This is a genomic window from Synechococcus sp. UW106, from assembly GCF_900474015.1.
In the GTDB taxonomy this organism is placed as follows: domain Bacteria; phylum Cyanobacteriota; class Cyanobacteriia; order PCC-6307; family Cyanobiaceae; genus Parasynechococcus.
Genome location: NZ_UCNV01000004.1, coordinates 26,589 through 39,536, shown reverse-complemented (window position 1 = coordinate 39,536; position 12,948 = coordinate 26,589). Strand labels below are relative to the sequence as shown.

At 46.0% G+C, this 12,948-nt stretch carries 10 protein-coding genes and 1 tRNA gene; 8 read left to right on the top strand and 3 right to left on the bottom strand.

The window, feature by feature from the left end; all coding sequences use genetic code 11:
* Positions 1 to 67 precede the first annotated feature (67 nt).
* The 3 genes from cobJ (at position 68) to DXY30_RS03075 (ending at position 3,193) form a co-directional block, all read left to right on the top strand.
* Positions 68 to 1,795: a precorrin-3B C(17)-methyltransferase gene (gene cobJ / locus DXY30_RS03085; RefSeq protein WP_115093350.1), complete on the top strand. Its 1,728-nt coding sequence runs from the start codon at positions 68 to 70 to the stop codon at positions 1,793 to 1,795.
* Positions 1,796 to 1,894: 99 nt separating this feature from the next.
* A complete protein-coding gene (locus DXY30_RS03080) occupies positions 1,895 to 2,650 on the top strand; it encodes a CsgG/HfaB family protein (protein ID WP_115093349.1) in 756 nt (251 codons plus the stop codon).
* A 15-nt stretch (positions 2,651 to 2,665) separates the two neighbouring features.
* The gene (locus DXY30_RS03075) at positions 2,666 to 3,193 is read left to right on the top strand and encodes a hypothetical protein (protein WP_115093348.1); all 528 of its coding nucleotides are present in this window, start codon (positions 2,666 to 2,668) and stop codon (positions 3,191 to 3,193) included.
* 66 nt (positions 3,194 to 3,259) lie between these two features.
* On the opposite strand, the gene DXY30_RS03070 is transcribed toward DXY30_RS03075, so the two are convergent.
* A tRNA-Pro gene (locus DXY30_RS03070) sits at positions 3,260 to 3,333 on the bottom strand.
* Between the two features lie 88 nt (positions 3,334 to 3,421).
* On the opposite strand from DXY30_RS03070, the gene lipA reads away from it, so the two are divergent.
* From lipA to DXY30_RS03045, 5 genes are all read left to right on the top strand, one after another.
* Entirely contained in the window at positions 3,422 to 4,291 is an 870-nt protein-coding gene (lipA, locus tag DXY30_RS03065) for a lipoyl synthase (RefSeq protein WP_115093347.1), read from the top strand.
* Positions 4,292 to 4,351: 60 nt separating this feature from the next.
* Positions 4,352 to 7,534, top strand: coding sequence for a glycosyltransferase (locus DXY30_RS03060; protein WP_115093346.1), 3,183 nt, complete (start codon positions 4,352 to 4,354; stop codon positions 7,532 to 7,534).
* Positions 7,535 to 7,539: 5 nt separating this feature from the next.
* Positions 7,540 to 8,256, top strand: coding sequence for a sulfotransferase family 2 domain-containing protein (locus tag DXY30_RS03055; RefSeq protein WP_115093345.1), 717 nt, complete (start codon positions 7,540 to 7,542; stop codon positions 8,254 to 8,256).
* 973 nt (positions 8,257 to 9,229) lie between these two features.
* Positions 9,230 to 10,195, top strand: a complete 966-nt coding sequence (locus tag DXY30_RS13505) for a hypothetical protein (RefSeq protein WP_137006777.1) — start codon at positions 9,230 to 9,232, stop codon at positions 10,193 to 10,195.
* Between the two features lie 210 nt (positions 10,196 to 10,405).
* A complete protein-coding gene (locus tag DXY30_RS03045) occupies positions 10,406 to 11,305 on the top strand; it encodes a class I SAM-dependent methyltransferase (protein ID WP_170951113.1) in 900 nt (299 codons plus the stop codon).
* Positions 11,306 to 11,308: 3 nt separating this feature from the next.
* Here the strand turns inward: DXY30_RS03045 and DXY30_RS03040 are convergent, their stop codons facing one another.
* Both DXY30_RS03040 and DXY30_RS03035 read right to left on the bottom strand, forming a co-directional pair.
* Entirely contained in the window at positions 11,309 to 11,593 is a 285-nt protein-coding gene (locus DXY30_RS03040) for a YciI family protein (protein WP_244281235.1), read from the bottom strand.
* A gap of 203 nt (positions 11,594 to 11,796) precedes the next feature.
* Positions 11,797 to 12,804: a hypothetical protein gene (locus tag DXY30_RS03035; protein ID WP_115093341.1), complete on the bottom strand. Its 1,008-nt coding sequence runs from the start codon at positions 12,802 to 12,804 to the stop codon at positions 11,797 to 11,799.
* Positions 12,805 to 12,948: the final 144 nt, after the last annotated feature.

The window sequence follows — 12,948 nt, the reverse complement described above, 5'->3', positions numbered from 1 at the left end:
CGGATTCCCTGCTCTGAACCCAACACCCGACGTACCCGCTCTGGGCCTAGGACTCTCCCCAAGCGCCATGCCGCTCTTGGATCGTCTGCTGCTGCGCGGCCACATTGACCGGATCAAGTCGGCCGACCAAGACATCAATACTGCTCTTGATGAGCACTGGACGGCGCAGAACGTCGTGCTGATCGTGGGTGCCGTGGGAGCGGTGACACGCCTTATCGCACCGCGGATCCAAAGCAAGGAGCAGGATCCGGCCGTTCTGGTTCTCGACCCAAAAGGGAATTTCATCATCCCGCTGCTGGGAGGCCATTCCGCAGGTGCTGAACAACGCGCGCGGGAGATCGCCATGGATCTGGGAGGGCAGGCCGTGATCACTGGCGCCTGCGCCCATCAAGGACGTCTCCCCCTGGATGCCTTTGGTGAAGGCTGGGGCTGGAGACGCAGGGGGTCGGTTGCGGGTTGGCGCGCTCTGATGGTGCGGCAAGCCCAGGGATTCAGCATCAGCATCCACCAGAGCAGTGGATGTTCCGCCTGGCAATGCCCCGAAAGCCAGCACTTGCTCGAACAAGTGGCGTCAGAGGCCGCTGACCTTGTGATCGGAGCGCGCCTTCAGGGTGATTGCCAATGGCATCCAGCAACGCTCTGGATCGGCATCGGCTGCGAGCGCAACACGAGTCTGTCCCTGGTCGAAAAGGCCATTGCCGAGGCTTTAGCAACAGCCGGGCTGGCGAAGGAGGCTGTCGCCGGCATCGCCAGCGCAGAGCGGAAATCCGATGAACCAGCCCTGCAACAGCTGAGCAAGACCAGGGCATGGCCGTTCCGAACCTTTGCAGAGCAGACGCTGGCCTCCATTGACGTGCCGAACCCCTCCGAGGTCGTGCGCAGGGAAATGGGAACAGCTTCAGTGTCAGAAGCAGCGGCGTTGCTGGCGGCAGGCGACACAGGTGTTCTGATCCAGCCAAAGCAAATCAGCCATCCCGCGCCGGGAGAGCAGGGCGCGGTCACGGTGGCCATTGCCGAAGCTCCACTACCCCACGCACCGGGCCGAGGAGAACTGCACCTCGTCGGCAGTGGTCCCGGAGATCTATCCCTGCTCAGCGGAGACGCCAAATCGGCCCTATCGCGATGCTGCGCCTGGGTCGGCTACAGCCTCTACCTCGATCTGCTGGAGCCCCTGCGGAGGGCGGATCAAATTCGGTTCGACGGCCAGCTCACCCGGGAATGGGACCGCTGTGCCGAAGCACTCCGCTTGGCACAACAGGGCGCCAAGGTTGCTCTCATCTCCTCTGGAGATAGCGGGATCTATGGAATGGCGGGATTAGCTCTGGAGCTGCTGCTTCAGCAACCCGCGCAGGACCGACCCAGCTTCACGGTGCATCCTGGAATTTCAGCATTCCAGCTGGCCGCCGCCAGAGCGGGAGCGCCACTGATGCATGACTTCTGCAGCGTGAGCCTCAGCGATCGCCTTACGCCCTGGACTGTGATCAAGCAGCGCTTGGAAGCAGCTGCAGCGGGAGATTTTGTCGTTGCGCTTTACAACCCACGCTCCAGGGGCAGGGATTGGCAGCTGGGGGAAGCCAAAAACATCCTGCTGAAACACCGCCCTTCAACCACACCGGTGATGCTGGCGCGGCAGCTGGGCCGCGCTGAGGAATCAAATCAGCTCACCTGCCTTGAACGCTTAGAGCCTGAATCGGTGGACATGCTCACCTTGGTTTTGATCGGGAACAGCAGCAGCCGTGCCGAGGATGACTGGATGGTGACGCCGCGGGGATACCCCGGGGCGAGCCTCCAATAGAAGAGGTGCAGGTCAAACACCCACTGGCTTGAACCTATGAATGTTTTTTTCTGCAGGTTGTGACTACCTTTCGCGTTAGAAAGTCACACCCTGGGGTTTATGAAACTCTCCTGGATCGCCGCCACAGCCTTGATGGTTTCGGGAGCAACAGTGCAACCCGGCTTGGCTCAGATTTCAGGAATGTCGTCAGGTCCTGTCACCGTTGCGGTGAAGGAGATCACCAACACGGCCACAGGAACCTGGTGGTGGAGCCCTGCGGTCTCCAGCAAACTCACAGGAATGCTCGCCAATGAGCTGAAAAGCACCGGGCATTTCACTGTTGTCGAACGCCAAGGGCTGAAAAAAGTGCTCGGCGAGCAGGAACTAGCTGAGTTGGGCATCACCCGACAAGCCACCGCTCCCAAGAAGGGAATCATGACCGGTGCGAAGTACTACATCCTGGGCAGTGTCAGCGATTACCGCGAGAACACCGAAACCAAAAGTGGTGGCGGTGGCTTCAACATCATGGGCTTCGGCCAGCGCAAGTCGTCATCCTCCAGCTCGGCTTATGTCGCTGTGGATGTGCGCGTCGTGGACACCACCACCGGTGAAATCGCTTACGTCCGAACCATTGAAGGCAAAGCGACCTCCACATCAGAATCAAAGTCAACGTCTGGGGGCCTGTATGGGGTCGGATTCAGTGACAGCCAGTCCTCGAGCAAGAAAGTGCCCGCCTCCAAAGCTGTGCGAGCTGCGATGATCGAAATCAGCGAATATCTAAACTGTGTTCTGTATCTGAAGAACAGCTGCATCGCTGAATACGACTCGAAGGAGCAGCGGCGTCGGGAAGCGACAAAGGATGTGCTGGATTTCTGAACAGGGCCACTGACCATGCGTCTTCCCTTACTGATTGCAGGGTTGCTTCTTTGCTCAGGTCAACCCGCTCTGGCGGTTGAGCAACCCGGCTCTGCACTTATTGCCCAGCTCCCTCCAAAGGATTCCGCCGGCCAAATGGAGTTCTTCAGCAGGGAACTGGACCGGGCCGAACAGCTTTACGACAACCTGATGTTCGAAGAAGCGGATCGGATTGCTGACCTGACGATCGCGCGGATCAATGCCTTTCTCAGCAAAAACCGCGGCATTGAAGGCGTGGATGAAATCGAGGCTGTCTACAGCGCAAGAGTAAATCAGCTCAGGCAGCTCAAAGCCTTCAAGGCAGCCGCCAGGGAACAAATGGAGCGTGAAGGAGCAGCCAACTACGACCAAAAAAGAGAAACCCGGGAACGCAAACTGCGGGAGCAACGGGAACATCAGTACCGAATGGCCGTGGAGGCGCGTCGGATCGCTGAGGCCCGTGCAGCCCGTTGGTGGTCACTCTGGGCAGGAAGGTCTTACAGCCCAATCCTGATCTTCAACTAGGCATGCTCCCAGGGCTTTGCCTCACTCCACCGCACAGGCTCGTTTTGGGCAAAGGTCATGCATCAATCGGGATGACAGGATTCGAACCTGCGGCCCCTTCGTCCCGAACGAAGTGCGCTACCAAACTGCGCCACATCCCGGCTCTTCAATCTTAGGAGATTGGTGTTTCGAGATCCCAGCAAGGACATCGGCATACGGACTAGGGTCATGGATTGAAGAGACTTCGCCGTGCTCAAGCCGGAGTGGTTGCGTGTTAAGGCTCCGCAGCGCGAACGGATCGGCGCTGTGGCCGACCTGTTGCTGGACTTGAACCTGAACACGGTCTGCCAGGAAGCGAGCTGCCCCAACATCGGAGAATGCTTTGCAGGCGGCACAGCCACGTTTCTGATCATGGGGCCTGGTTGCACCCGCGCATGCCCCTACTGCGACATCGACTTCGACAAGAGCGTGCGCGCGCTGGATCCAACCGAGCCGCAACGGCTCGGCGAAGCGGTAGCCCGCCTGGGCCTGAAACACGTGGTGATCACCTCCGTGAACCGTGATGATCTCGCTGATGGCGGCGCCTCCCAGTTCGTGGCATGCATCGAACAGGTGAAGCAGCGCTCACCGCTCACCACGATCGAGCTGCTGATTCCCGACTTCTGCGGCAACTGGGATGCCCTGGCAACGGTGATGGCCGCAGCCCCCCACGTGCTGAACCACAATATTGAAACGGTGCCGCGGATGTACCGCCTGGCGCGCCCCCAGGGCATCTATGAACGCTCCCTCGAGCTCTTGCAACGGGTGCGAGACCAATGGCCCAAGGCCTACAGCAAGTCAGGCCTAATGGTGGGGCTCGGGGAAACCGATGAAGAGGTGATCGAGACTCTCCGGGATCTACGCAAACACAAGGTCGACATCGTCACCATCGGTCAATACCTCTCTCCTGGACCAAAACACCTGGCCGTCGACCGTTTTGTAACCCCGGCTCAATTCGAGACCTACAAAACAGTGGGCGAAGAGGAACTGAGCTTCCTCCAAGTGGTCAGCACACCACTCACCCGCAGCAGCTATCACGCTGGCGAAGTGCAGCGGCTGATGAAATCCAATCCAAGATGAGGCGGGGAGGGGTGGGTGAGGGCAATCCATGCGCTAAAATGACCATATCTAGAAATTAAAATGCAAACTTTTACGTGCTTGGTCGGCAATACTCTCTACGTAGAAAAGCAAAGCAAACAAAACCAAAACATACCATTTCTCATAGGCGTCAAAAAAGACAAAGAAGAGTCGATCATATTCCTTCCTAAAATCGCATCAAAAGACGAAACAAGGCGCATTTACAACAACTTGAACAACTCAAAAGATATTGACGAGAGCATAAATCTTACCCCGCTAATACCATACGCCCAAGACTATACAACGATCATACATATTGACTTGGCAGACTGGTCAATCGAGGGAAGCGCAACAGCAGCCATCCAATTAACCGAGCCATCAATACAAAAAGAAGTATTAATTCACGAAGACATCAAAGTCAACCTCGAAAAATCAGAAGAATTCATGCTGAGCGGGTACCTTGCTAACCACAGAGGTGAAGGGCACTTGCGAGTTTTCACAAAACACCCCATTGAAGAGAAGACATTCAAGGTGAACTTTGATAGGAATAAAACAGGAGGAAAGAGAAGAGAAGATTACCAATACTTCACTGTTCCCATCAACTTGAATCCAGGAGAAACGAAAATACGCATAAGCGTCATTAACGCCACATGCCCAACCCCCAAAGCCGAAGACTGCTTTTATTTCATCAACGACTTAAAACTAAAATCCAAAGAAGCAAAAACAACATCCGCCAGGGAGATAGCACGATTTGAGGGAAAGCCAGAAAGCAAAGACAAGCTGGATCTCTACAAAATACATATTGAAAAATTCAAAGGCAGTAGCGATAGCAATCTGATCCTTGAATGGTCGAATGGAAAAACAGAACGATCGTTTTCAGCTATTCAAGACAAATCTCATTTCACGCAAAACTTTCACCACACCGTAGAAATACATTTTGAGAAAACCAACCAAATTTATTGCCTGTATGTAGGCAACCGCATTGCCAAAACTATCCGCTCCAGTTCGCAGCTACAATTCGAACAGATACCACCAAATTTCTACAATGGAGAGCCAGAAATCCTGAGCCTCACGGATGCCTCCGGATCCACCATATTGGATCAAGTCCAAATCACTCCCCCTCGTACTTTGACGCCAGAAGACGTAATAATATCGGAAGGGAAAAAATCATATCCTCGAGATTGCACGATGAGAGAAGCACATCGGCTCGAATCAATCAAGAAAAATCTGATCGAGCCTGCGGACACGGATCCTTTATCACTGAAAAACGCAATCAAGAATCTCGAACTGAATTACGAGAACCTGAAGCTCGATCGAATTTCGTTCACAAATCGCCAAAAAATCAAGGTATCGGTGATTATACCAGCTCACAACAAAGTAACCACAACTTATTATTGCCTCTGCTCACTATTATTGGCCAAAAACAACTCTCACTTTGAGGTGATTGTTGTTGACGATGGATCGAGTGATGAAACAACAGAACTGGAAAAAATTGTCGAAGGGATCACGGTTCTCCACAACAAGGTACCTCTGAGATTCATAGGCGCATGCAATAAAGGTGTTGCAGCGGCTAAGGGTGAATACATTGTTCTCTTGAACAACGATACAGAGGTCACCTCCGGCTGGCTCGATTCTCTTATTGAAGGATTTGAGAGGTTTGACAATGTTGGATTGGTCGGTTCTCGGTTGTTATATCCAGATGGGCGGCTGCAAGATGCAGGTGGAATCATCTGGGGTTCTGGTGATCCCTGGAATTATGGACATGGGCAAAATCCTTGGGATCCAAGATTCAGCTATGCGAGACAAGCCGATTATTTATCGGGCGCTGCACTGATGACAACGAAAAAAATCTGGGATGAAGTTGGAGGGTTATCAGAGTACTTAAAACCAATGTACTTTGAAGATACAGATTTCTCTTTCAAAGTAAGGGAAGCAGGATATAAAACATATTTCATACCACAGTCAATTATTTATCACTTTGAGGGAGTTACTAGTGGAACTGATACGAGCCAAGGCTTCAAAAAATACCAAGAAGTCAATCGTCCCAAATTCAAAAAGCGTTGGGCAGCATCATTTTCCAGCCATGGCGTAGCAGGCAAAGAACCTGATCTTGAAAAAGACAGAGGGATTGTGGGAAGAATTTTGTTCATCGATTACCAACTTCCCCGAGGCGATCGCGATGCTGGGTCACACGCAGCATTGCAGGAAATCAAGTTGGTTCAATCTCTAGGATTCAAGGTGACGTTTTTACCAGCCAACCTTGCTGATTTAGGCCAATTCAAAAGCCTGTTGGAAAAAAATGGTGTGGAAGTTATCACATCCCCATTTTATCTTTCACTACCAGATTTTCTTTCTGAACGCGGAAAAGAGTTTGACGCGGTTTACGTCACCCGATATAACGTTCTTTCCAAATGGATTGACAATATCAAGGCCTTTTGCAGCGACGCCAAAATAATCCTATGCAACGCAGACCTTCATTTTCTACGAGAATTAAGATCAGCTGTAAAAAGCAACAGCCCAGAACTTTTAGAAAAATCCAAACAAACCCAACAGGATGAAATGGCCATCATGCGGCGAGCTGATGCCGTCATCAGTTACAACGAAGTTGAACACAGTGTTATTTTCAGCCATTCAGAGGGCAATATTCAACCACTGAAGTGCCCATGGGTTGTTGACATGCCTAAACGCAACCTCGATACAACAGCGAAACGCCATGGCTTGTCTTTCTTGGGCAGCTTCAAACACCCTCCCAACAAAGAAGGGATTGAGTGGTTTGTTAACGATATCATGCCCTTTTTGGATGAAAGTGTCGTTTTAAATATTTATGGGAGTGGAATGACTGATGAAGACAAGGAAGATTTAAATGCAGACAATGTCAATCCAATTGGCTTTGTGGAGCAAATCGATGATGCTTTTGATACCCATCAGATCTTTGTTGCCCCTCTGATCAGTGGTGCAGGCATCAAGGGCAAAGTCCTCAGTGCTGCAGCACATGGTATTCCCATGGTGATCTCCCCGGTTGCCGCAGAGGGCACTGGATTGCGTCATGGGCAGGAGTGCATGATTGCCGATACGGTGGACGAGTGGAAGCATGCCATTGATCAATTGATGGCTAGCGAGGGCCTCAGGGTGAAAATGGCGACAAGGGCCTTAGAATTCGTGGGAACTAATTTCTCATTTGAATCAGGACGCGAAGACATGAGAACGATCTTTGAATCGGTTGGGATTTACTCTTCGCTGACTTAAAAATCATGAGAACCATCATTCTGCACTACCACTTGTTCAAGAATGCTGGAACATCTATAGATAAAATATTAAAAGACAATTTTGGAGACAAGTGGGTTACACGAGAATTTGCCGGATCCAACAATACTAATCAGATTTCTGACTGGATCCTATCTAATCCAGATGCCATAGCATTTTCAAGCCATACAATGACAGGCCCAATCCCGAAAATAGCGGATGTCATAATAGTATCAATCATGATACTTCGTGAACCGGTTCAAAGGATCACTTCTGCATACAAGTTCGAACGCAATCAAAATGCAGACACATGGGGTGCTCAACTCGCCAAACAAACCACCTTTGAAGAATATGTGGTGGCACGACTGCAAAAGCAGGGCGATGCACAGTGCCGCAACTTTCAGGTTGAACGCCTAGCAACGCTGCGACCGGGCAGTCAACCCAAAGTTCAACGTGCAATTGAAGCCCTAGATGATTTAACTGTAGTTGGAATCGTGGAAAGATTTGAAACAACATTGGAACTACTAAAGCGAGAGATAAATAAATACTATCCAGACTTCAAAATCCAAACAACACATGCAAATCAATCAACAAAAGCCGATGTCGAATTAGGACCAGCCCTCACTCAGCTGCTTCATGAATGCAATAAGGATGACCGTAAATTGTGGCTTGAAGGATTAGAAATCATGCAGAGCAAGGCGCTGCCTAGTGAGTTTGGCGATTAATCTAAAAATTGATTTCAAAGAGTAAGCGACATACCAGGCTTCAAAGGCAGCACAATGTTTTCATTCAAGCAAAATTCATTGCGCAAAAACTAACAGCAAATTAGCTGCATAATTCGATTAATTACAAGCGAGAGAGTATGACAATTTCGCAGAATTTTTGTAAATCAGCCAAAATATTTCATATAGATTGCAACCAATGAAACGACTTAGCACTTTTTTTAAATCAGCGTAAAAAAATGGATGAACCCTATCCGCACCACTTGGCGGAACTATTCGAAGATAGCTACCGCGCAATGAACTATAAATGACAAACTTATCCAACAAAGAAATAAATGTGATTAGAGCGAGCAGAAACTATTAGCTATGGCATGCCTTTGCCTTTCACCTGGACCGCTTGAATCATAATTAAAATTACTCAAATATAGAGCCAGTCACAGAGAGTAATGACAAAAGCACTTAAAGAAGCTATTTGATGTAAGTGGGTGCGAAGTAGCTTTTGGGGAATTCCAACTCACTATACTCTTTGAACAAATAACGAACTAGTTTGAGAAGAGATAGATGTTCTCCCCAGTAATCCAAATTGTTTTCATCTATACCGCCTAACTTCACTAAAATAGGGTTCATTCATTAGTGACTCCATGCCCCCACGCCGCGTACCAACCATCAGCCTTGATGAGATTGGGGGGTTGACCAAACGCATAATAATACCTATAGTAATAGAAACACTGAATTTATGAATTACATAGAATTAATCGAGCAAGTTTCCAAAGAAGTAAATCTTAATCGTAAAGAAGTAAGGCTTGTAACCGACAGTTTACTAAAGCTTATTGCCGAGTCAGTTGATAAAAAAATTGATCTCAACAATCCTTTTATTAAAATTTTTCATCGAGAGCAATTGCAAGGATCCGACAAATTCAGGCGCGCCATCATTATTTCAAAAAAGAAATCTCCCTCGTAATTTATTAATTCTTTGATGCACGTCAAGAAATTAATCATTCATATTGGAAGACATAAATCAGGTACAAGTTCTGTACAGAAGTCACTTTCTTCTAATACATCCCTGTTGTCTTCAATTGGCATTTTATATCCACTATTCGGACGCAACGGTAGTGCTGCTGGCATAGCACATCATCGGCTAGCTAAAATATTGAATCCTAAATTCAGCCATAGACCTGATATAAAGGCAATTGTTAATGAAATATCAAACGAAGCAACGAACAGTGAAGAAACGATTTTACTTTCGAGTGAAGCTTTTCAACAAATTTCTAATTTTGCTTATGTCCGCGAATTTTTAGCAGAGCTCAATCCACATTCGATATTAATAATTTGTTATTTTAGAGAACATCTTGACTATGCAGTGTCAAGTTACAGACAATTTATACATGCCAATTCAAATTATATAAATTTCCTCGACTATAACAAGAGATTTCGAAGCATGGAAAAATTTATCGGCAATTGGAGTTCCATAGGTGATTTCAAGATGAAATGGTTTTCTTCAAATTCTCTTTTAGACAACGATATAATATCCGATTTTTTAAACATCGCAGAAATTAATCTAAGACTTGCCTCTTTCAGAATGAATCCATCCTTGGGTGGCGATTTATTCTTTTTAAAATTGCTATTTAATTTCAAGGGTAAACAGTTGTTTGACTATAGAACACTCTCCTCTTTATGTACTGTAAAATCGGAGTGGAATATGCCTTTCAAAATCAATAGTGAATTAGCGATAAAAATAAGAGAAAGATCAGATTACAACCATTCACTAATCTCAAATTTAGGAAAAATAACTCTCAAATGCTTCGACAAATATCCTGCCCTGCCGACAAGCAATATAAAAGATGATTTAATCAATTATCTCTCCAAAAACCACAATATATCTATTAATCAAAAACTTAGCGATAATATTCTGAATGGGAAGTATTCTCACTTGCTCTTTTAGAAATGCTTTTCAAAATCGCTGTACTGACAATTTGAAAATATCAACCTACATATTTGCCAAGTTAAATTTATCAGGCTGAAAATTTATTGACTTAATCAGGAAGGCCCCGAAGCTCTGGCCTGCGGTACCCCGGAAGAAAATACATCCGAACGAAAACCAACAACTTCAAGACGCTTAGTGATAGAATATTTGTATGCAATAATAAAGATTTTGGACAAAATCAACTGGAAAGAAATAAAAGAACTTAAACGCCTTGCACTCAAGTATGCGTGGTGCGACGAAGACATACGAAGTTTTTTAGAAAAGGACAATGGCGTGACATTACGAAAAGCCAATTTCTACTCAAGCTCTCCAACTATAGAAGATATCAATCAATCATTTGAATACGATAGAGATGGTGCATCTCTGCCGGTCTTTTCAAGCGAGCTGTATAACATTTCTGAACAACTTAAGCTTCTTAGTCTCCTAAATAACAAATTTGCTCTCCAAGACTTAGCAAATTTCTGCAGTTCTACGGGGTTTGAGTGGAATAATGGGCAGTTTGATCGTAGTGACGCATTGCATTATTGGGGATTAATACAAAAAATCCAGCCTAAAGTTATTCTCGAAATAGGTTCCGGATGGAGTTCTCGAGTCGCCGCCAATGCAGCACAGATCACCGGATCAACATTGCAGTGCATTGACCCATCCCCAAGAGCAGACTTACATCATTTAAATATTGACTTTCGAGAAGAAATAATTCAAAATTTTGACCCTCGCCAACTTTCGAAGACACTTAGCAAGGGAGATATACTATTTATCGACTCAAGTCATTCAGTAAAAACTGGAAACGATGTGGTATTCATTTACTGCATATTATTCCCACTATTGCCAAAAGGACTTACAGTTCATATTCATGATTTATACTTACCTTATGGAAGACCTAGGCAACAACTTGTAAAGCACAGATTATATTGGTATGAAGACTACTTTGTCCAAATTCTGGTTTCGCAAGGAAAGCTAAAGCCTATATTAGCCAATCACTTTTTGGCGAGATCAGAATTCAAGGATCAATTAATGGATACACCTAATGGAGTTGGTGGAGCAAGTATTTGGTTCGAAGTCTGTTAATTCTTACTTACACTTATTTAAATCCTCCGACCTCACAATCAAAGGCTCCTCGCAATCAACGATCCATTCACTGAGCGACCAGACGACTAAACCTTGTCTAATCATTGGATCATTTTGAACCCAATTAAGAGCCTCCTGAAAATTGTTGGCCGCAAAAATAAGCAAGCCACCTCCACCTGGGAGCCTATTTTCATCAACTAAAAATCCACTGTGGATTGTTCGACCCTTATCTTTTTCCTGATCTACCCATTCACGATGAGCTCGGATAAAGATTCGCCGCTGCTCCACAGGCAGAGAGGCAGCGACGGCGGTAAAAACTTCGCTCTTAACGAACCAAGGCAATAGGATTTGAAATTTCTACATATACTATAATCTAAAATAAAATTGATGCAAATAATGCCCAATCGTCCTATTAATTTAGGTAAATGTACCCAGCAAGAATACCAACAAGGCTCTTGAAAAATAAATTCAAAATTTTGGCCTAAACCAAATCAATTAAGGCTTTTTAAGTATGACAACACTTGGTTGATCATTTCTAGGTCTACCAAGAGATTATTTTCATCCAATACTTTATTAGAATTTGAACTTTTGACTTTGAATGGATGAAATAATTCCGACAATTCATCATTGCAAAAATTTCGAACAACCCACTCATTACTACTGGAATAAAAGGCTCTATAACTATCGGCAAGCTCCCTTGAAAGAGTCAGAACAGAACCATCCCGATTTAGTTCGCAAATTTGTCTTGCATACTTTCTACGCTTGGGCTCATCAAGCTCGATATCACCTTGACGCAATAGATAATTCAAACAAAACAAATATTTTATTGCTGTTGCTGACTCGGAGACTCTTGCATCTGATTGCCTTTTAATTTTTTTGCATTCAAGGGGTAAATCTAATGAGTCAATAAAATCAGCAATGGTATCTTGATTTTTTAAATAATTTTTCCCATATCTGCGAACAATCAACTGCTCTTTGCTGAAGCTTGCAGACCATTTCGAAAGTAAATATTTATAGTCCATGTGGGCCATTTCACCAGGCCTTAAAAGCGAAATTCCCTTCCCATTTAGAGCACGAGTAGAAGCTGAAGATACAGCCCACGAACCTTGCTCACGCAAATAAACAATAACACGGACATCATCAAAAAAATCATCCGCGTATTTTTTTAGCTTTGGAATATCTGTTTTTTTCCCAGCAAAGAACTCTGAGGAAAGAATCAAAATATCGTCGTCGTTTAAATTTTCAGCAAAGTCAACAAGCCTTTCATAATTATTTTTACTTGCTGAAACCTTGTCCTCCCAGCTAGAATAGTGCGAAGGCCGAAAAGAGCGCTTAGAAAGAGCCGCGTCTTGAAGAAATGCATCCTTAAGCTGTATATTATCTAGCAAGGGGAGAAATATTTTTTTTTCATTTAAATAATGAGCATTTAAGCGAAAAAAATCCCTAAGGGAGCTTGTTCCTGTCTTGGGGAGACCTATGTGGACTATTAGTTTTTTCATCTGCACTACATTTTTCCTTAAACATTAGCATATGCAAAATTTAAATGGGAGCTTCGCCACAGGACCTAAGCGATCCATCCATGTGATTTACTAATTCCATCCATGGAAGCATAATTTCTTGAAGCGAATGGTATTGATAAATCT

Coding starts and splice junctions, on each gene's coding strand:
- cobJ (WP_115093350.1), top strand. CDS start 68: ATGCCGCTCTTGGATCGTCTGCTGCTGCGCGGCCACATTGACCGGATC.
- DXY30_RS03080 (WP_115093349.1), top strand. CDS start 1,895: ATGAAACTCTCCTGGATCGCCGCCACAGCCTTGATGGTTTCGGGAGCA.
- DXY30_RS03075 (WP_115093348.1), top strand. CDS start 2,666: ATGCGTCTTCCCTTACTGATTGCAGGGTTGCTTCTTTGCTCAGGTCAA.
- DXY30_RS03060 (WP_115093346.1), top strand. CDS start 4,352: ATGCAAACTTTTACGTGCTTGGTCGGCAATACTCTCTACGTAGAAAAG.
- DXY30_RS03055 (WP_115093345.1), top strand. CDS start 7,540: ATGAGAACCATCATTCTGCACTACCACTTGTTCAAGAATGCTGGAACA.
- DXY30_RS13505 (WP_137006777.1), top strand. CDS start 9,230: ATGCACGTCAAGAAATTAATCATTCATATTGGAAGACATAAATCAGGT.
- DXY30_RS03035 (WP_115093341.1), bottom strand. CDS start 12,804: ATGAAAAAACTAATAGTCCACATAGGTCTCCCCAAGACAGGAACAAGC.